The sequence below is a fragment of the Brevundimonas sp. LPMIX5 genome (assembly GCF_003576505.1).
GTDB classification, from domain to species: Bacteria; Pseudomonadota; Alphaproteobacteria; order Caulobacterales; family Caulobacteraceae; genus Brevundimonas; species Brevundimonas naejangsanensis.
The window spans coordinates 293,181-312,836 of record NZ_QWTZ01000004.1 but is presented as its reverse complement, the minus strand read 5'-3'; the positions used below and the strand labels follow the sequence as shown (position 1 = coordinate 312,836).

Genomic DNA, 19,656 nt, shown 5'->3' with positions numbered 1-19,656 from the left:
GCCATGAAGATTCTTCCCCGCGCCGTCGCCGGGATGAGCGGTCGGCGCTGGCGTGCTAAAGCCCCGCCAAAAGTTCTGGAGTTCGCCCATGCCCGTCACCACGGTCGGCCTCGATGCCGACGACACCCTCTGGCACAATGAGACCATCTTTCGCCTGAGCCAGAAGCGGTTCGCCGAACTGCTGGCCGATCATGCCGAAGAGCCGGTGATGATGGACCGCCTCGCGCAGGTCGAACGGCGCAACCTTCGTCTCTACGGCTACGGGGTGAAGGGCTTCACCCTGTCGATGCTGGAGACGGCGATGGAGCTGTGCGAGGGCTCGGCCCCGCCCCACATCGTGCGCGAAATCCTCGCCGCCGGGCGCGAAATGCTGGTCCACCCGGTCGAAACCCTGCCCGGCGTCGCCGACACGGTCGCCGATCTGTCGACGCGCTATCGCCTCATTCTGATCACGAAGGGCGACCTGATGGACCAGGAACGCAAGCTCGCCGCCTCACGGCTGGGCGACTACTTCTCGGGCGTCGAGATTGTGTCTGAAAAGGACCGGGGAACTTACCAAACTGTATTTTCCCGTCACGGCGTCGCCCCCACCGACGCGGCAATGGTCGGCAATTCGATGCGATCAGACGTCCTGCCCGCCATCGAGGCCGGCGCCTGGGGAATCCATATCCCGTACCCGATCACATGGACGCACGAACTGGCGGAAGCTCCGGAAGGCCACCCCCGTTTCGTCAGCCTGAGCCGTTTCGACGAAGTGCCGGCCTGGCTTCAGACAGTCGACCCATAACAAGGTTACTTGGCCTAAATTCAAACATAGTTCGCCCCATTTGGTGCAATAACGTGCCGTTATTTCGTCATTATTGGACAGATTTCGTCCCAAATTTGCAACACGGCAACATTACCGTCGCACTTCGCCCCACATGCGACCGATGCAACTTGACCTCATCTGGTTGAGGCAATCCTGTGGCGGATCATGGTTCCTACCGTGTCGCAATGTGAGGCTTAACTGTATGCGTATTAATCGCTCCCGTCTGCTGGGCAGCACTGTTCTGATCAGCACCATCGCCGCCGCCGGCGTTGCTTCGGCCCAGGTGGCGGAACTGCCCGCGTCGGACGCCCAGGCCACGGAAGTCGGCGAAATCGTCGTCACCGGTTCGCGTATCCGCCGTAGCGCCGCCAACGCGCCGACCCCGATCATCCAGGTCACGCAGGAAGAGATCCTGTCGACCGGCCAGACCAGCCTGATCGACTACCTGGCCACCATCCCGGCCCTGTCGAACTCCACCGTTCCGTCCGACACCACGGGCTCCAGCCTGAACACGGGCGGCCTGTCGCTGGCCAACCTGCGCTCGCTGGGCGCCAACCGCACCCTGACCCTGGTCGACGGCCGTCGCCACGTCGGTTCTTCGGGCGGCGAACTGTCGGTGGACGTCGACGCCATCCCGCGTCTGCTGATCCAGAACGTCGAGATCATCACCGGCGGCGCTTCGTCGGTCTACGGCGCCGACGCCGTCTCGGGCGTGCTGAACTTCATCCTCAAGAAGGACTTCGAAGGCCTCGAGATCGACGCCAACTACGGCCAGATCAACGACAACGGCGAAGCCACCCGCCGCATCTCGGGCCTGATCGGCAAGAACTTCTTCGACGACCGTCTGAACGTCTATGCTCACGCCGAGTATGAGAAGATCGACAACGTCGACTCGATGGACATCGACTGGATTCGTCGCGGCCCGGCCCGCTTGGCCGTCGACGCCGACCCCACGAACAACCCCTATGACGGCATCCTCGACGCCGAGGTCTTCTACGGCCTGAACCGCCTGGACATCCTGCCCTGGGGCCAGACCACCCTGGCCAACCTGCAGCGCCCCAGCGACCTGACCAACCCGAACGTTCCGTACCAGAACTGCTTCAACGCAAACGGCTTCACCTACGCCGCCAACTGCTACGGCATCATGCCGGGCAAGACCTTCGTCTATGACGGCAACGCGGCCCGCGAAGCCAACTTCGGTGAACGCGTCGGCAACGTCGGCATCAACCGCCCCTACAACATCGGCGGCGACGGCATGCCGATCGGCGAAGTCGCCGGCTACAGCCGCATTCCGGCCTCGGAATCGCAGCGTTATCAGGTCGGGACCAACTTCAAGATCACCGACTCGATCAACTTCCACGCCTCGGCCAAATACATCACCGAGGAAACCTTCATGCGTGGTCAGCCGACGTTCTTCGACGTCGACCTGGACAATGACTCCTATGGCGCCGGTGAGACGAACTCGATCTGGGCCACCTCTGCCTTCGACCTGCGCTGGGATGACAACGCCTTCTTGCCGCAGTCGATGAAGAGCGCGATCGCCAACAACAGGATCGACATCTACGCTCCCCCGACGGCCGAGAACGCCGGCGAACTGATCGGCTCGCAAAGCCTGCCGATCGCGCGTCACAGCTTCTTTGGCCCCGAGCGTTCGCAGAAGAACACCCGCGACCTGCAACGCTACGTCGTAGGCTTCGACGGCGACCACGGCCCGATCGGCTTCGCCAAGTCCCTGTCCTGGGACCTGGGCTATACCTACGGCAAGGTCGAGATCGAGAACATCGAGCGCGGCGTAGACGTGCAGCGCATGGCCCTGGCCGCCGACGCCGTGGTCGACACGACCGGCCTGCTGGGCTCCGCCGGCGCCGTCGTCTGCCGTTCGGCCCTGCTGAATGCGCGCGGCGTGCCGATGCGTGAGGTCAATGAGCAGGGCCAAGTCATTCAGGCCGGTCTGTACGACCCGGTCCGTGGCGGCGACCTGCGTGAGACGGAGTATGGCCGCAACGCCATCGCCCAGTGCACTCCGCTGAACATCTTCGGCGCCGGCAACCAGTCGGCTGAAGCTCTGGACTACGTCGACGCTTTCGTCCGCGTCGAGGAAATGAACGAGCAGCACCAGTTCATCGGCTCGGTCTCGACCGAACTGTGGGACTTCTGGGGCGCGGGGAACCTCGGCCTGGCCGTCGGCGGCGAATGGCGCAAGGAAACCACCTCGGCCGTCGGTCGCAGCACCACGGCGGGCGACCGCCTGCTGTTCCTGAACACCGGCGACGACTTCCCGGAAGTCAGCTATGAGTCCAAGGAACTGTTCGCGGAAGTCGCTGTGCCGCTGTTCCGCGACTCCTTCCTGGGCGAGTACGCCGAGCTGAGCGGCTCGTACCGCTGGGCCGACTATTCGACCGTCGGCAACGTCGACGTTTACGGCGTGAACCTGGTTTACCGTCCGATCCGCGATCTGACATTCAAGACCAGCTTCAACACCTCGGTCCGCGTGCCGAACCTGGGTGAGAACTACTCGCCGTACGGCCAGACGTTCGCCAACAACTTCAGCGACCCCTGCGCCACGGCCAACATCGCGGCTCTCGACGACCAGCAGATCAAGGCCAACCGCGTCAAGAACTGTACGGCCCTGGCCGCACAGCAGGGCCTGTCGTTCGACTTCGCCGGCGAAACCGCCACCAACACCGACGACTTCCGTCCGAACTACACCTCGGGCATCGCCGGCGTTTCGGGCGGCAACCCCGACCTGAAGCCGGAAGAGTCGGAATCCTTCACCTTCTCGACCGTCTATCAGCCGCGCTTCGCGCCGGGCCTGACCCTGTCGCTGGATTACTATGAAATCCGCATCGACAAGGTCATCGCCGCCGTGTCGGCCGCCGGCATCGCCGCCAACTGCGTCAGCGGCGCCGAGCTGAACATGGACGCCTGTAACTCGATCTTCCGCAACAACCCGAACATCGAGTTCGGCGTCGGCGCCCCCTCGGGCGACCCGATCGGCGGCTTTATCGAGCGGTCGTTCAACTACGCGGCTCTGGAAACGCGCGGCCTGGACTTCGGCGCCAACTATTCGTGGGACACCGCGGATTGGGGCAAGAACTGGGGCTCCTTCGACTGGCGCCTGCAGGGTTCGTGGCTGATCGAGCAGAAGCAGTTCCTGAACGAAGCGGATCCGTCGGACTACAACGAACTGGCGGCCAGCATCGGCCTGAGCGGCACCAACGCCTACCCGCGCGTCCGCATGGCCTCGTCGCTGTCCTGGCGTCCGAACGACATCTGGAACGTGAACTGGACCGCCGACTGGCAGTCCGCCACCAACATCGTTCGCGCCCGCGATTTCGTGAACAACGCGGACTCGCGTCTGGCCGACCAGATGGACACCGGCAACTTCACGCGTCACGACATCACCGTGCGTTACAACGTGCGTGACGACCTGACGCTGCGCGCCGGCGTGGTGAACCTGTTCGACGCTGAACAGCGCGACATCCTGGGCACCACCATCTACTCCAACTTCGACCCCTACGGCCGCCGCTTCTTCGTCGGCCTGAACTTCCGTCCCTTCTAAAGGACGGACGAGGTTTGAAACTCTGGGGGCGGTCCTTACGGGCCGCCCCTTTTTCTTGTGCGCTCATGGGGGATAGGCCCTTGCCCCCCGGCTGCTCCCTCTCTAAACGGGCCGCTTAACCGACAACCCGAACGGATCGGCCGCGAGCGCGCTCGCGCCCGTCCGTCTGCGCGCGTGGAGACCGCCGCCCTGACCTGTCATGAAGAAAAGGACGCCATGGTGCGCGCCGCGCTCGCAGAGCAGGGCGACAGCGGGATCACCCCGCGCCATACGCTGTTCTACTTCTACGGCGAGGAAGAGGCGCACGGCGACCTGTGCGAGGTGGCCCGCCGTGCGGGTTTCCTGACGCGGGGCCAGGGCGACATGACCGTCCTGGAGACCACCATGCCGGTCGACGAGGCGTCGTTTTCGCCTGTGTCGGCCATGATGCAAACCTGGGCCGCGGCCTTCCAGCTCGACTACGACGGCTGGGAGTGCGCGGTCGTGACGAACTGAGTAGACGCCGATGCCCAAGCGCACAGACATCCAGTCCATCCTGATCATCGGCGCCGGGCCGATCGTCATCGGCCAAGCGTGCGAGTTCGACTATTCCGGCGTTCAGGCCTGTAAGGCGCTGAAGGCCGAGGGCTACCGGGTCATCCTGGTCAACTCGAACCCCGCCACCATCATGACCGACCCGGAGGTGGCCGACGCCACCTATATCGAGCCGATCACGCCCGAGATGGTCGAGAAGATCATCGCCAAGGAAAAGCCGGACGCCCTGCTGCCCACCATGGGCGGCCAGACGGCGCTGAACACCGCCCTGGCCCTGAACGCATCGGGCGCCCTGGCCCGTCACGGCGTCGAGATGATCGGCGCCAAGGCCGAGGTCATCGACAAGGCCGAGGACCGTCAGAAGTTCCGCGACGCGATGGACAAACTGGGTCTGGAATCGCCTCGCTCGCGCGCCATCCACCATATTGAAGAAGCCGACGAGGCCCTGGCCTTCGTGGGCCTGCCCGCCATCATCCGTCCGTCGTTCACGCTCGCCGGCACCGGCGGCGGCATCGCCTACAACGTCGAGGAATTCCACGAAATCGTGGAGCGCGGCCTCGACCTGTCGCCGACCACCGAAGTGCTGATCGAAGAGTCGGTGCTGGGCTGGAAGGAATATGAGATGGAGGTCGTCCGCGATCATGCGGACAACTGCATCATCATCTGCTCGATCGAGAACATCGATCCGATGGGCGTCCACACCGGCGACAGCATCACCGTCGCCCCGGCCATGACCCTGACGGACAAGGAATACCAGATGATGCGCGCGGCCTCGATCGCCGTGCTGCGCGAGATCGGGGTCGAGACGGGCGGCTCGAACGTCCAGTTCGCGGTCAACCCTAAGGACGGCCGTCTGGTCGTCATCGAGATGAACCCGCGCGTGTCGCGCTCCTCGGCGCTGGCGTCCAAGGCCACCGGCTTCCCGATCGCCAAGATCGCCGCCAAGCTGGCCGTCGGCTATACGCTGGACGAACTGAAGAACGACATCACCATGGTGACCCCGGCCAGCTTCGAGCCGGCCATTGATTACGTGGTCACCAAGATCCCGCGCTTCGCCTTCGAGAAATATCCGGGCTCCGAGCCGTCGCTGACCACGGCGATGAAGTCGGTCGGCGAGGTGATGGCCATCGGCCGCACCTTCCAGGAATCCATGCAGAAGGCCCTGCGTGGGCTGGAGACCGGCCTGAACGGCTTTGACGACATCGAGATCGACGGCGTAACCGGCGCCGAGGACGACGCCGCGATCAAGGCCGCCGTCATCCGCGCCCTGGGCCTGCCCACGCCGGACCGCATCCGCGTCATCGCCCAGGCTTTCCGCCACGGCCTGACGGTCGAGGAAGTCCAGGCCGCCTGTTCGTATGAACCGTGGTTCCTGCGTCAGATCGCCGACCTGATCCGCACCGAGGGCCACGTCCGCGTTCAGGGCCTGCCCACGGACGCGACCAACTTCCGCAAGCTCAAGGCCAAGGGCTTCTCGGACGCCCGTCTGGGCGCCCTGACCGGCAAGACCGAGGGCGAGGTCCGCAAGGCCCGCCGCGCCCTGGACGTGCGCCCGGTGTTCAAGCGCATCGACACCTGCGCCGCCGAGTTCGCCAGCGCCACCGCCTATATGTATTCGACCTATGAGACCGGCGCCCTGGGCCAGGTTCCGGCCTGCGAAGCCGAAGTGTCGGATCGCCGCAAGGCCGTCATCCTCGGCGGCGGTCCGAACCGTATCGGTCAGGGCATCGAGTTCGACTACTGCTGCGTTCACGCCGCCTTCGCTTTCGCCGACATCGACGTCGAGAGCATCATGGTCAACTGCAACCCCGAGACCGTCTCAACCGACTACGACACCTCCGACCGACTGTATTTCGAGCCGCTGACGGCCGAGGACGTGCTGGAGCTGATCGACGTCGAACGCTCCAAAGGCGAGCTGATCGGCGTGGTCGTCCAGTTCGGCGGCCAGACCCCGCTGAAGCTGGCCCATGCGCTTCAGGAAGACGGCGTGCCGATCCTGGGCACCAGCGTCGACAGCATCGACCTGGCCGAGGACCGCGAACGCTTCCAGCAGATGCTTCAGGCCATCGGCCTGCAACAGCCGCCCAACGCCCTGGCCCGCTCGGCCGAGGAAGCCGCGATCAAGGCCGAGGAAGTCGGCTATCCGGTCGTCCTGCGCCCCTCCTACGTCCTGGGCGGCCGCGGCATGATGATCGTCCACGATCGCGAGGGTCTGGACCGCTACGTCGGCGAGGCCATGCGCGTCTCGGGCGACGATCCCGTGCTGATCGACCACTATCTGAACCGCGCCACCGAGGTGGACGTCGACGCCCTGTGCGACGACGAAACCGTCTTCGTCGCCGGCGTTCTGGAGCATATCGAGGAAGCCGGCGTCCACTCGGGCGACAGCGCCTGCTCCATGCCGCCCTTCTCCCTGCGCCCCGAAACGGTGGCCGAGCTGAAGCGCCAGACTACCGCCATGGCCAAGGCCCTGAAGGTGCGCGGCCTGATGAACGTGCAGTTCGCCATCGAAGAGCCGCACAGCGAGAACCCGCGCATCTTCGTGCTGGAAGTGAACCCGCGCGCCAGCCGCACGGCGCCCTTCGTCGCCAAGACCATCGGCCAGCCGGTCGCCGCCATCGCCGCCAAGGTCATGGCCGGGGTTCCGCTGTCGTCCTTCGGTCTGGTCGACAAGCAACTGGACCACATCGCGGTCAAGGAAGCCGTCTTCCCCTTCGCCCGCTTCGCCGGGGTCGACACCATCCTGGGCCCGGAAATGCGCTCGACCGGCGAGGTCATGGGTCTGGACTGGAAGCGCGAGGGCGAGGCCGATCTGGCCCCCGCCTTCGCCCGCGCCTTCGCCAAGTCCCAGACCGGCGGCGGCACCATCCTGCCGACCGAAGGCACGGCCTTCGTCTCGGTGCGCGACGCCGACAAGCCCTTCATCGTCGAGGCGGTAAAGACCCTGCTGGCGCAGGGCTTCTCCGTCATCGCCACCGGCGGCACCCACAGCTACCTGACCGAACAGGGCCTTGAGGTCGGTCTGGTCAAGAAGGTGCTGGAAGGCCGTCCGAACATCGTCGACGCCATGAAGAACGGCGAGGTCCAGCTGGTCTTCAACACCACGGACGGCAAGCAGGCCCTGGCCGACAGCTTCTCGATCCGCCGCACGGCGCTGATGATGAAGATCCCCTACTACACCACGGCGTCCGGCTCGCTGGCCGCCGCGCAGGGCATCGCCGCCGTCCGCCACGGCGAAATGGATGTCCGCCCGATCCAGAGCTACAACTGAGATCAGGCCCAGACCTGAAGAAAGGCCCCCGACGAGCGATCGTCGGGGGCTTTTTCGTGGGACCGGCCCATCAAGCCCCAGGATGACGGCGGATAAATGCACGCCTTATCCGGTTGCCCCATCCCCTCCAGCGGCTAAGGTCGCGCCTGACACCGGAGGGGACACCACCATGAAGAAGACCGCGCTCACCGCCATTCTGGCCGCCGTTCTGGCCGCCGGTTCCGCGCCCGCCATCGCCCAGAACGCGAACGACGCCGCTGCGCTGAAGGCCGCCGTCAAGGCGGACTACGACGCCAACCTCGGCGCCCTGTTCGACCATTTCCACCGCAACCCCGAACTGTCGGGCCTTGAGGTCCAGACCTCGGCCCGCATGGCGGAGGAACTGCGCGCTCTGGGCTATGATGTCACCACCGGCGTCGGCGGCACCGGCGTGGTCGCCGTCCTGCGCAACGGCCCTGGACCCACGGTGATGATCCGCGCCGACATGGACGGCCTGCCGGTCGAGGAGCAGTCGGGCCTGGCCAACGCCTCCACCGCCCGCCAGGTCGACACCGACGGCGTCGAAAAACCCGTCATGCACGCCTGCGGCCACGACGTGCACATCACCGCCCTGGTCGGCACGGCGCGCCAGATGCAGGCGCGCAAGGCCAACTGGTCGGGCACCCTGGTCCTGATCGCCCAACCGGCCGAGGAACGCATCTTCGGCGCCCGCGCCATGGTGCAGGACGGCCTCTATTCGCGCTTCCCCAAGCCGGACTACGCCCTGGCCTTCCACGTCTCGTCCGACACGCCAACGGGCCGGATCGGCGTGCCACTTGGCATCACCTCCTCCAGTTCGGACAGCGTGGACATCGCCGTCCACGGCGTCGCCACCCACGGCGCCTCGCCGCACCTGGGGGTCGATCCGATCCTGGTCGCCTCGCACATCGTGGTCGCGCTGCAATCCCTGCGCAGCCGCGAGACCAGCCCGCTGGAGGGCGCCGTGGTCACGGTCGGCGCCATCAAGGGCGGCATCAAACACAACATCATCTCCGACCGCGTCGACATGCAGTTGACCGTCCGCTCGGACAGCCCCGAGGTTCGCGCCAAGCTGCTGGACGGCATCGACCGCATCTCGGCGAACACCGCCCGCGCCCTGGGCGTGCCCGAGGACAAGCTACCGACCGTCGTGCGGTCGCCGCTGGAAAACACCCCGCCCACCATCAATGACGCCGAGACGGCCGCCCGCGTCCGCGAAGCCCTGACCGCCGGTCTGGGCGACGACGTGCTGATCGACAATCCGCGCACCGGCATGGGCGCCGAGGACTTCGCCGAGTTCGTCACGCCCGAACTCGGGGTGAAGGGCGTCTATTTCCGCGTCGGCGGCACGCCGCCCGACCAGGTCAAGGGCGCGGCCGGTCACCACTCGGGCCTGTTCCGCATCACGCCGGAGCCCGCCGTCACCCTGGGCGTCGAAGGTTCGGTGCTGGCCGCCGAGGCCCTGATGCCGAAACGGTAAAGGCTGTTGAACCGGGCGGCGTCCTGGTCGTTGAGGAAGGAACATTCCCTTTCCGTCTGGAGACGCCGCCCATGTTCCTGCCTACTCTGCCTACCCTCGTAAGCAGTCTGCTGTTGTCGCGTCGCGGCCGCGCGATGATGGGCCGCCACATGGGCAAGATCGCTCTGGCGGGCATAGCCTGGCAGTTGTGGAAGCACCGTCGCGGCGCCGCCGAAGACGCGCCTGCGGTCAAGGCTGCGCCGCCGCAGCGTCGTAGATCACGCGGGCGCGCACGCTGAGCTCGGCCGCAACTCGGCGGTTTGTGAGGCGTTAACACCTTCATGCGCCTGTCCGTAATCCAAGTGATCGCGGCCCTGTTTTCGGCCGTCTGTTTCGTCATCGCCTTTATCGCGGCAGGCGTCGCTGTCGTATCCGGCGCCTTCATGCTGATGGCGCTTGCGGCGCTGGGCTTTATCGCCTGGACCGCCCTGCGCCGCGCCTTCGGCAGGGATCGCCTGCCAGGACCGCCGTCCAGCGAATGAAGGGCGGGCGAATGAAATGCTGGCGACCTGCGCCTTGCGCTGTTCCGCCGCGACGAACAACGTCCAGCGACCTGCCTGCCCCATCTTGAGTTTGAGCGCTGGGCGCCCTACCTTCTTTGGCCGGTCACGCGACGCCCCCGTGGCCGCGGTGCACCGAACCGTCTCTCATCTGTCTTCGGGCGTAGCAAGAAACTCACGACACAAATGGAAAAAGTGCCGATGACGGCCGAGGGTTATCGCGCCCTCGACGATCAACTCAAGCAATTGAAGTCGGTGGAACGACCCAGCGTGATCGCCGCCATCGCGGAAGCCCGCGAGCATGGCGATCTGTCTGAAAACGCCGAATACCACGCCGCCAAGGAGCGCCAGGGCTGGATCGAAGGCTCGATCGCCGAGATCGAGGACAAGCTGTCCCGCGCCCAGGTGATCGACGTGTCCAAACTGTCCGGCGACCAGGTCAAGTTCGGCGCCACCGTCACCTTCGTGGACGAGGACACCGAGGAAGAAGGCGTCTATCAGATCGTCGGCGAACACGAGGCCGACGTGAAGCTGGGCAAGATCTCCATCGCCTCGCCGATCGCCCGCGCCCTGATCTCCAAGGAGGTCGGCGACGTGGTCGAGGTCAACACGCCCGGCGGCGTGAAGGCCTATGAAATCCTCAAGGTCGAGTGGAAGTAACCTCCGCCGACATCGAGGCTGAAGGCAGGGCGCGCGGCATGGCCGCGCGCCCTCTTTCCATCTGGGTCGTCTCCGACGGCCGGACCGGCATCCAGAACCAGGCTCTGGGGCTGGCCGAGGCCATCGCCCGCCTGACCCCCGCCGAGATCAAGATCAAGCAGGTCCGCTGGCGCCCCGCCTTCGACCGGCTCCCCTCGGCCCTGAAGTCGCCCGCCATGCTGGCGCCGGGTTCTTTCGATCCGCGCAGCGTCGCGGAATGGCCCGACCTGTGGATCGCCACGGGCCGCGCCAGCCTGCCCCTGTCGGCGCGCGTGCGCGACTGGAGCGGCGGCAAGACCTTCGTCGTCCAGACCCAGGATCCGCGCTGGCGCAACGACCGCTATGATCTGATCGTCGCCCCTGCCCATGACGACCTCAGCGGCCCCAACGTCCTGTCGATCACCGGCAGCCCCCACCGCATCACGCGCGAAAGACTGGCCGAGGCGGCGCCCGCCTTCGCCGCGCGCATCGCCCCCCTGCCCCATCCACGCGTGGCGGTGATGGTGGGCGGCGCCTCCGCCGCCTTCGACCTGCCGCCCGACCACGCCGCCGATCTGGCCCAGCGCATCGCCGAGGCTGTCACCGCCGCAAACGGCTCCCTGCTGCTGACCTATTCGCGTCGCACGCCCGAAGCCGCAAAGGCGGTGATGAGCGACCGGCTGTCGGCCCTGCCAGGCTGGATCTGGGACGGCAAGGGCGACAACCCCCTGTTCGCCATGCTGGACGCCGCCGACCACATCCTCGTCACCGAGGACAGCGCCAATATGGCCGCCGAGGCCGCCTCAACCGGCAAGCCGGTCCACGTCCTGCCGATGATCGCGAAGAAGGCGCCGGGCAAGTTCGCCCGCCTGCACGCCGACCTTCAGGCGCGCCGCGCCGCCCGCCCCTTCGACGGCGCGCTGACGCCGTGGACCTATGCGCCATTGAACGAGACCGAACGCGCCGCCCGCGCCGTTCTGGCGGCCCTCAAACCCCGCTGAAATCGGCCCCCGCCCCGCAAGGGTGGCGAAACGTCCTCGCCGTCCCCATATGTCGGGATCAAGGAAAAATACGGCCCCCAATCCGACGGCGGAAACGCTGATCGGATAGCTGCGCCTTGAACTTTGACGCTCTTTTTTCACGGAAAGGACGCTCCGAATTGATCGTAGAAAACTTCATCCGCCTCTACGCCCACGACTTCAGCCAGATGGCTGGCCGCGCCGAGATGGGACAGGATGTTGATGATGCTCTGGCCCGGCGGCTGCGTGACGCCGACAACCACGCCCAGGTGATGGACCAGCGCAAGGGCAAGGGACACCTGACCGCCCTGGTCGCCCGCATCCGCGAAGAGGCCTCCGTCTTCAACGGCCGCGTCATGCGCAACGGCGCCGACCCTGCCGAAGCGGCCGCACGACGTGAGGCGTTTCTGTCCGACGTCGCCGACACCCTGGAAAACCTGCGCGCCGCCCGCAAGGCTGAGGGCCAGCAGGCTCACGCCTGACGCCAATCGGCGCAGCAGGTCGTGAAATGTCGCATCGGCATCGCGCTTAAGAGAATCAGCGCCTAAATAGGCGCCATGACCCAAGCTCGTACCGTCCGTGTCGCCATCATCGGTTCCGGCCCCGCCGGCTGGACCGCCGCCATCTACGCCGCCCGCGCCTCGCTGAACCCGGTGATGATCGCCGGGCTTCAGCCTGGCGGCCAGCTCACCATCACCACGGACGTCGAGAACTACCCCGGCTTCGCCGAGACCATTCAGGGCCCCTGGCTGATGCAGCAGATGCAGGCCCAGGCTGAACATGTCGGCACGGAAGTCCTGCATGACATCGTGACCCAGGCCGACCTGTCCCAGCGCCCCTTCCGCCTGACGCTCGATTCAGGCGCTGAAATCCTGGCCGAGACGGTCATCATCTCCACCGGCGCCCAGGCCAAATGGCTGGGGCTGGAATCAGAGGCCGCCTATCAGGGCTTCGGCGTCTCGGCCTGCGCCACCTGCGACGGCTTCTTCTATCGCGGCAAGCAGGTCGTGGTGGTCGGCGGCGGCAACACCGCCGTCGAGGAAGCCCTGTTCCTGACCAACTTCGCCGAGACCGTCACCGTGGTTCACCGCCGCGACGAGTTCCGCGCCGAGAAGATCCTGCAGGACCGCCTGTTCGCCCATCCCAAGATCAGGGTCGTCTGGGACGTGGCCGTCGAGGAAGTCGTCGGCGTCGTCGACGGCCTGGCCCGCAACGTCACCGGCGTGCGCCTGAAGAACGTCAAGACCGGCGAGATCAGCGAAATTGCCGCCGACGGCGTCTTCATCGCCATCGGCCACGCCCCCTCGTCCGAACTGTTCAAGGGCCAGTTGGAGACCAACTCCGGGGGCTATCTGCGGGTCAAGCCGGGCACGGCCGCGACCGCCATCGAGGGCGTCTGGGCCGCCGGCGACGTCACCGACGACGTCTATCGTCAGGCCGTGACCGCGGCGGGCATGGGCTGCATGGCCGCTCTCGAAGCCGCCCGCTTCCTCGCCGAAGAAGACCACAAGGCCGCCCACCACCCCATCAGCCACAAGGAAGCCGAGAAGCTGGGAGCCTGGTGAACCTCGGCCGCCCCGGCGGCCGACCCTTCCCGCCTCGAAGGCGGCGGTTCGCGATCAGGGCCGCCGCTTGATCGTCCAATCTCCTTCGCGCGGTCCCGGCGTCGCCATCCACTCCGGCTTCAGCGTCAGGGTCCAGCCGTCCCCCGTCATGCCGTCCGGCGTCGCGCTCGCTTCGGCAAGGGCCACGGACAGGCGCGACCAATCGCTCGACAGAAGGGCGCCGCCCTTCTCGACCTCCAGCACGCCCCAGTCCGTTGCGGCGCGAATGACGCCATAGACCGATCCTTCCGGCGGCAGAGGGGTCACCTGATTGGGATCAAAGCTGAAGCTGGCGCCGGATACTGGCGTCGTCAGGACGGAACCGTCCACCAGTCCGGCCCTCAGGGCGGCGACGCGCGCCGCCTGTTCGCGCGCCCTTGCCGTTTCCTCGGCCTCGATCTGCGCCGCCCCGTATCGGGCCCCGCGTTCCGCGAAGACCTCTTCATCGGCGACGACCTGCAGCTCCAGCGCGCGCGCCAGCATCCGCCCCAGTCCCTGGCGGCGATCCCAGTCCGCCTTCCAGCCCGGCGCAGCCTCATCCAGAAGGACGCCATAGGCGGGCCGGTGTAATAGGCGAAGGATCGAGCGTACGCGCGCACCCGGTCGCCCCTGGCCAGGTGGGCGGCGAGGCGGGACGTCATCTGATCATCGCGCGACAACAGGCGGCCGGTGTATTCGGCGACGCCCTCGTTCCGCTCCATGGCGTCCTCGGCGGCCTGCGCCTCCGGGAACCGGGCGTGCCGCCAGGCCCGAAGGGCCAGCGCGTCCTCGACCGCCCGACGGCGCTCAACCGTCTCGACCGCCGCGAGCGCCGCCGACAGGGCCCGCAACTCCAGACGCAAAGACAACCGCCCCGCCTCGGTCTCCAGTTGAGGCTGGTCGGCGTGGATCGCCTTCAGACCGATCTGGTCCTGGATGCGATGCCAGGCCTCGTGCATCAGCAGGATGGACCGCGCCGTCTCATCCTCCGGCAGCGGCGCCATCAGCATGGTCCAGACCCGACCGTTCCAGCGCACCGCCGTATTGGCGATGGGCACGGAGTCCGGCAGTCGCCCTGTGAAGAACGCGCCTTCCCGCTCCAGGGGCGCATCGACGCCGTCCGCATTGGCGATGAAGTCGCGCGTCGCCGGATCGGCGATCAGGATCGGCCCGCACAGCGACACGCCCCATGCCCGACCGCCGTCCGCGTCGCACAAGGCCTGGGCCTGTCCGAAGACCGTCGTGGCCGAGGCGGCGTCCAGTCGCGCCTGCGCCAGGGCGGCCTCCGCCGAAAACAGGACCAGCCCCATGGCCAGGCCGAGCCGCCCGCCCCCGAAACGCAACGCCATGACTTCCCCTTCCGAACACCAGCCCCCGCACTCCCTCCAGCGCAGGCTCCCCAAATATGGTGAAGCTCGAAGCGACGATAGTATGGCCGGAAGCGGGCTGAATAGGGCGATCGTCCCGCCCTCACCCCTGAGGCTTGCCGACCTCTTCGACAACCATGGGCGTGACGCCGGCGGGCGGCGGGGCGGTCACGGTGGGGACGGCGCCGCTTTCCAAGGCCTTCAGCCGCTCGTTGATGGCGGCGATTTCTTCCTTGCTGGCCTGACGACGGCCGCCCAGGCTGGCGATGCCGACGACGCGGGTCTGGCCCTCGATCTCAACCGTGCGCAGTTCGCCCGACCTGGCGCCCTCCAGCGCCGCTTCCACACTGTCGGCGGCCGTCGCCAGCAGGACGCGCGGTTTGGCGAAGCGGGCCTCGTCGATCGACGGCTCTCGGCCCGCGTATGCATTGACGAAGGCGGCCGTATCACCGGCCGCGCCCTTCCAGCGATAGAAGATGTGCGCCCCGACCTGGGTGATCTTGGCCAGGGTCGGCGACCACCAGGGGTGGACGTAGTCGGCGTGGTAGTGGGTGGCCGTGCCCACGCGTTCGGCCACATGACCGTTCAGGGCGCGCGCCGCGACCCGCTCGGCCCGGTCCCAGGCCCAGCGCACCGGACCGCGCGCCAGGGAGCCGTCACAGGTGAAACTGAACTGGCAGCCCGTGGTCCGCTCGGCGCCCTGATAGACGACGCCGCAGACGCTGGCGGGATAGTTGGGATCGCGCACCCGGTTCAGCACGACCTGGGCCACGCCCTCCTGCCCCTCGGTCGGCTCCAGCGCCGCCTCGTAATAGACGGCCTGGGTCAGGCAGCGCAGGGCGCGCTGGCGCGACGCCTCGTCCGCCGGGCGGAAGACGAAGGGCAGCGCGGGCTGAAGCGCGCCGAAGGCGTTGGGCATGGCGGCGTTCAACTGCTGGGCGGCGACGCCGGCCACGCCCTGATCCAGACTGGGCTTGCCGCCGAGCGTCAGACTCTCCCAACCCGGCGTCAGGCCGTAAAGTTCAGGCAGCCCCAGAGCCGGGTCGTGACGACGCGCCACAGCCAGTTGGCCCGCGTCCATCCGCGCCATCACCGCCGCCAGGCCGTTCGGACCGAGATCCCCGCCGGTGGCGCGCGCCACCGCCTCGGCCGTCCGGTCGATGTCGGGGCGCGGCGTCGAACTGGCGGACATGGCCACGCCCATCGCCGCCAGGGTGACGGCCATGGCGGCGGGCGCCGCAGCCAGGGCGCGGCGTCCGGTCGTCTTCAGCGGCGTGAGGCGGCCCAGGGTCATGCGACGTCCGTATAGCGACGCCTGACGGCGCCGGAAACCGGCGATCTGCATGACCGCCCAATCCGGCGCTTTTCAGACGCCAAGATTACCGTTGCGTGAGATGGAACGGTAATCCCGCCGGCCCTTATCGCTCGCCGAGGCTCGAGCGCAGCATCCAGGCCGCCTTTTCGTGCGCGGCCAGACGCACCGTCATCAGGTCGACCGAGGCCTCGTCACCGACCTCATCGGCGGCGTCCAAAGCCGCGCGGGCGGTGGCGATGACGACGCCGTGGTCCTTGATCAGCTCCTTGAGCATGGCTGCGGAATCCTTCTCAGGATCGCCGTCCTTGATCGAGGTGAGATTGGCGAAGGCCGAAGCGCTCTGCGGCGCCAGTTCGCCCAGGGCGCGGATACGCTCGGCGATCTCGTCCAGCGCGGCCCAGATTTCGCGGTACTGTTCTTCCAGCAGATTGTGCAGGCTGAAGAACTCCGGCCCGCGCACGTTCCAGTGGTAGCCGTGCGTCTTCAGATAGAGGGCGTAGCTGTCGGCCAGAGCCTTGGACAGTTCGCGCGCGACGTCAGCGCGTTCCTTGGGCTTCAGACCGGTGTCGATGGCGTTCATGACGGCTCCTGTTGGCATTGCTGGGGAAGATCAGCCTTGCAGTTAGGTCGTCTGGCCTGCGTTCCAAGGGGCCGGCGACATCACTTCGCAGGAATCTTCGCCCCTCTAACGTCAGACCGGCATGAGCGTTGCCGCGCACATGAAACCCTTCGATTTCAGCGATCACGGATTTTCTATTTCAGAAACAGACGTTTTTTATGAGAGCGTCACACGTCGCCAATCAGCGGAGTTTTATCATGGCTCGTTCGATCAAGACTATTGCGTGTGTGGCAGCCGTCATAAGCGCAGCTCTATCCACCGCAGCACTCGCCACGCCGTGGTCTGAACCCCTTTACGATTACATCTATTTCAGCGACGCAACCAAGACCGTTCAGGTCGGCTATCAGGCGGGCGTCTGCTACAACGGCTATGCTGGAGTGGCCGAGCATGCTGTGGGAACGGTGACGTCCCATTACGTGCTCGTTCGAACCGGCACCTGCACCAGCAACGGCGCCATCTATCAGTGAGCCGCGCGTAAACGCCCCGGCCCGAGCCGGGGCGTCTTCAAACCTAGCGCTTGCGCGCCTTGCGGGCGGCGTAGCGGGCGTCGCGAGCGGCCTTCTGCTCTTCCTTGGTCAACTGCTTGCGCTCCTTGCGGGCGGCGCGCTTGGCGGCGTCGACCTCTTCCTGGGCGGCCATCTCGGCGGCCAGGCGGGCGGCGTCCTTCTCGGCCTTCTCACGGCGCAGCTCGGCCTTGGCCAGTTCGTGCTGCTGGCGGATCGCCTCCTTCTCGGCGGCGCGCTTGGCGGCCAGCTTCTCGAACTCGGGGTCCTGAACCGTCGGCTTCGGCTTGAACCGGGCCAGCAGGGCTTGTTTGGCGTCTTTCTGGGCGGACAGGCGGTCGTTGAAGCCGGTGTTCTTGAGGTCGCGCATGCTGAGAGGCGGGTGTCCTTGATAGGGGATGGAAACGGCGAATAGGGCCGATCGCCGAAGCGACGGCCGCAAGACGGGGCGCAAAGCGCGTTTCGGCACGCTCGGCCCGGCGGGAGGGCAAAGCCGAATTTCGCGCCGAAATCAAGCTCTACAGCCCGATTTCATAGGATTTAGCGGCGACTGACGCCCTCCGACCGCGTTTCGCGGTCAAAGAGACGCGTCGTTACTGCGGCTTTTGAGCGTGGCCGACCGCAGCGCCCGCGGCGCCGCCAACGGCCGCTCCAACCGGGCCGCCGACCACGGCCCCAGCGACGGCTCCGGTCGCCGCCTTCTGTTCGACCGTGTGGCCGCAGCCCGACAGGGCCAGGGCTCCGGCGCCGGCCAGCGTCAGAACGAGCAGGCGGGAAGCGATGCGGGTCATGGGGTCAACTCCTTGAAATAGCTCAGCTTGGAACGCGGAAATTACCGACTGGTTCCCATCTGAGGCACGACTCAGGCATCCAAGATGTCACACCCCCGCCAATAGCTTATTCATGCCCGCGCCTCGCACCGCACAATCTTTGTTCAACAGAACAATACGGTATTCCCAAGAATGTCTCAGGCGCAATTTCGTCATGATTTGAAACAACAAAAATAATGACTTTCCGGCAATTTCCCTATGCTGAAGAAATTACAATTCTAGCGAATCAGTCACATTGAGGCCATAAATCAATGGATAAAGGCCCGCCTTCGAGGGCCGGCGTTCAGTCGGCGTTCACCCGACCCGCTTGAAGCGCGACGCGTCCTTGTCGCCAGGGTTCGGGAACTACGGGGGCGGCATCCTCGCCCTGTTGTACAGGACTACGCCTTTGTCTTTCTCCTCGCAGACGCGCGCGCTGATGCACGCCGCCCGCTCATTCCGCCTGCGCCCGACGACGGCTGCGGCGGCGTTCGGCGGCGTGGTCGGCCTCGCAGTCGGAGGGGCCTATCTGGGCGGCCTGGCCGCCCAGGCCTCGACCGTGCGCAGTCAGGCCGAGCGCCTGCAGGGCGCCTATACCCAGGAAGCCCTGGCCGAAGCGGCCGGCGGCCTGGACGCCAGCGCCCTGGCCATCGCCCACCGCCACGATCCCTATTCCGTCGCCGGGTCCGCCCAGCGAGACCGCCAGGCCGAACTGCTGACCGCCCGGCTGGAGCAGCTTCAGGGCCAGGACGGCCTGCGCCGCGCCAACCTGCAGGCCGCTGGCGCGACCAAGATTTCCGCCGCCCGTCCCTTCCGCCTCGACGGCGCCCTGGACCAGTCGCGCGACCTCGAATGCCTGACCCAGGCCGTCTATTATGAAGCGCGCGGCGAGGGCCGCGACGGTATGAAGGCCGTGGCCCAGGTGGTGCTGAACCGCGCCCGCCACCCCGCCTTTCCCAAGACCGTCTGCGCCGTCGTCTATCAGGGCGCCAACCGAGGCTCAGGCTGCCAGTTCAGCTTCACCTGCAACGGCGCCATGCGCGGCGCCGTCAACCGCAGCGCCTGGAACCGCGCCCGCGAAGTCGCGACCAAGGCCCTGTCCGGCCAGGTGTTCAGCGCCGTCGGCAACGCCACCCACTTCCACACCACCGCCGTCTCGCCGTCGTGGCGCAACAATCTGATCCGCGTAAATCAGGTCGGCGACCATCTTTTCTATCGCTTCGGCGGTCGTTCGGGCGCCAGTCAGGCCTTCGCCTATAATCCGCGCCCCTCGGGCCCGGTCGAGCAGGCCCCGCGACTGGTTCAGGCCAGCCTCGACCCCGTCGAGGCCGCGCGCAACGTATCGGGCGCGATCGCCTATACCGCCGTACTGGCGCGCGAAGCCGCCGTCGCCGGCGACAAGGCCCCGGCCGCCGCTCCCCCGGCTGCGGCCCCTGCGGCCGCCGCGCCGCGCACCACGGCCTCGCGCGGCGCCGAGCCCCAGCCTGTGACGATCAAGACCGCCGCCTTGACCCCGGCCGCTTCGACGGTTGCGGCGGGCGGAGCCTGACC

General features: G+C 66.8%; 19 protein-coding genes. 13 read left to right on the top strand and 6 right to left on the bottom strand.

The features are described 5' to 3' along the window. Window positions 1-88: 88 nt before the first annotated feature. The 11 genes from D1604_RS06605 (at window position 89) to trxB (ending at window position 13,474) form a co-directional block, all read left to right on the top strand. Window positions 89-787 carry an HAD family hydrolase gene (locus D1604_RS06605; protein ID WP_024353675.1) on the top strand — a complete coding sequence of 233 codons (699 nt, stop codon included), beginning with the start codon at window positions 89-91 and terminating at the stop codon, window positions 785-787. Window positions 788-1,010: 223 nt separating this feature from the next. Beyond that, window positions 1,011-4,370 carry a TonB-dependent receptor domain-containing protein gene (locus D1604_RS06600; RefSeq protein ID WP_158584918.1) on the top strand — a complete coding sequence of 1,120 codons (3,360 nt, stop codon included), beginning with the start codon at window positions 1,011-1,013 and terminating at the stop codon, window positions 4,368-4,370. Window positions 4,371-4,544: 174 nt separating this feature from the next. Then, complete coding sequence (locus D1604_RS06595) at window positions 4,545-4,865, top strand: ribonuclease E inhibitor RraB (protein WP_119412701.1); 321 nt, start codon at window positions 4,545-4,547, stop codon at window positions 4,863-4,865. A 10-nt stretch (window positions 4,866-4,875) separates the two neighbouring features. Then, on the top strand, window positions 4,876-8,175 hold the full coding sequence (gene carB, locus D1604_RS06590; protein WP_119412700.1) for a carbamoyl-phosphate synthase large subunit: 3,300 nt from the start codon (window positions 4,876-4,878) through the stop codon (window positions 8,173-8,175). Between the two features lie 169 nt (window positions 8,176-8,344). Continuing rightward, window positions 8,345-9,673: an amidohydrolase gene (locus tag D1604_RS06585; RefSeq protein ID WP_119412699.1), complete on the top strand. Its 1,329-nt coding sequence runs from the start codon at window positions 8,345-8,347 to the stop codon at window positions 9,671-9,673. Window positions 9,674-9,744: 71 nt separating this feature from the next. After that, window positions 9,745-9,951 (top strand): hypothetical protein, encoded by a 207-nt coding sequence (locus D1604_RS06580; protein ID WP_024353679.1) that lies wholly within the window; start codon window positions 9,745-9,747, stop codon window positions 9,949-9,951. Window positions 9,952-9,993: 42 nt separating this feature from the next. Then, window positions 9,994-10,194: a hypothetical protein gene (locus tag D1604_RS06575; RefSeq protein WP_024353680.1), complete on the top strand. Its 201-nt coding sequence runs from the start codon at window positions 9,994-9,996 to the stop codon at window positions 10,192-10,194. A 204-nt stretch (window positions 10,195-10,398) separates the two neighbouring features. Continuing rightward, window positions 10,399-10,872 carry a transcription elongation factor GreA gene (gene greA, locus D1604_RS06570; RefSeq protein WP_003170051.1) on the top strand — a complete coding sequence of 158 codons (474 nt, stop codon included), beginning with the start codon at window positions 10,399-10,401 and terminating at the stop codon, window positions 10,870-10,872. A 38-nt stretch (window positions 10,873-10,910) separates the two neighbouring features. After that, complete coding sequence (locus D1604_RS06565; RefSeq protein WP_199683709.1) at window positions 10,911-11,891, top strand: mitochondrial fission ELM1 family protein; 981 nt, start codon at window positions 10,911-10,913, stop codon at window positions 11,889-11,891. A gap of 158 nt (window positions 11,892-12,049) precedes the next feature. Next, window positions 12,050-12,391, top strand: coding sequence for a hypothetical protein (locus D1604_RS06560; protein ID WP_119412697.1), 342 nt, complete (start codon window positions 12,050-12,052; stop codon window positions 12,389-12,391). A 75-nt stretch (window positions 12,392-12,466) separates the two neighbouring features. Continuing rightward, window positions 12,467-13,474, top strand: coding sequence for a thioredoxin-disulfide reductase (gene trxB / locus D1604_RS06555; protein ID WP_119412696.1), 1,008 nt, complete (start codon window positions 12,467-12,469; stop codon window positions 13,472-13,474). Window positions 13,475-13,528: 54 nt separating this feature from the next. On the opposite strand, the gene D1604_RS15590 is transcribed toward trxB, so the two are convergent. From D1604_RS15590 to D1604_RS06540, 4 genes are all read right to left on the bottom strand, one after another. Continuing rightward, window positions 13,529-13,843, bottom strand: coding sequence for a hypothetical protein (locus tag D1604_RS15590; RefSeq protein ID WP_147399885.1), 315 nt, complete (start codon window positions 13,841-13,843; stop codon window positions 13,529-13,531). 11 nt (window positions 13,844-13,854) lie between these two features. After that, window positions 13,855-14,841, bottom strand: a complete 987-nt coding sequence (locus D1604_RS06550; RefSeq protein WP_119412695.1) for a hypothetical protein — start codon at window positions 14,839-14,841, stop codon at window positions 13,855-13,857. 121 nt (window positions 14,842-14,962) lie between these two features. Then, the gene (locus tag D1604_RS06545) at window positions 14,963-16,153 is read right to left on the bottom strand and encodes a cell wall hydrolase (protein ID WP_119412772.1); all 1,191 of its coding nucleotides are present in this window, start codon (window positions 16,151-16,153) and stop codon (window positions 14,963-14,965) included. 124 nt (window positions 16,154-16,277) lie between these two features. Next, a complete protein-coding gene (locus D1604_RS06540; RefSeq protein WP_024353688.1) occupies window positions 16,278-16,754 on the bottom strand; it encodes a Dps family protein in 477 nt (158 codons plus the stop codon). Between the two features lie 236 nt (window positions 16,755-16,990). Here D1604_RS06540 and D1604_RS06535 point away from each other — a divergent pair, with 236 nt between their 5' ends. Beyond that, window positions 16,991-17,260 carry a hypothetical protein gene (locus D1604_RS06535; RefSeq protein WP_147399884.1) on the top strand — a complete coding sequence of 90 codons (270 nt, stop codon included), beginning with the start codon at window positions 16,991-16,993 and terminating at the stop codon, window positions 17,258-17,260. 43 nt (window positions 17,261-17,303) lie between these two features. On the opposite strand, the gene D1604_RS06530 is transcribed toward D1604_RS06535, so the two are convergent. Both D1604_RS06530 and D1604_RS06525 read right to left on the bottom strand, forming a co-directional pair. Continuing rightward, a complete protein-coding gene (locus D1604_RS06530; protein ID WP_024353690.1) occupies window positions 17,304-17,666 on the bottom strand; it encodes a DUF6481 family protein in 363 nt (120 codons plus the stop codon). 223 nt (window positions 17,667-17,889) lie between these two features. Next, window positions 17,890-18,087: a hypothetical protein gene (locus D1604_RS06525; protein ID WP_024353691.1), complete on the bottom strand. Its 198-nt coding sequence runs from the start codon at window positions 18,085-18,087 to the stop codon at window positions 17,890-17,892. 427 nt (window positions 18,088-18,514) lie between these two features. Here D1604_RS06525 and D1604_RS06520 point away from each other — a divergent pair, with 427 nt between their 5' ends. Beyond that, window positions 18,515-19,654 carry a cell wall hydrolase gene (locus D1604_RS06520; RefSeq protein WP_233551924.1) on the top strand — a complete coding sequence of 380 codons (1,140 nt, stop codon included), beginning with the start codon at window positions 18,515-18,517 and terminating at the stop codon, window positions 19,652-19,654. The last annotated feature ends 2 nt before the right edge of the window (window positions 19,655-19,656 follow it).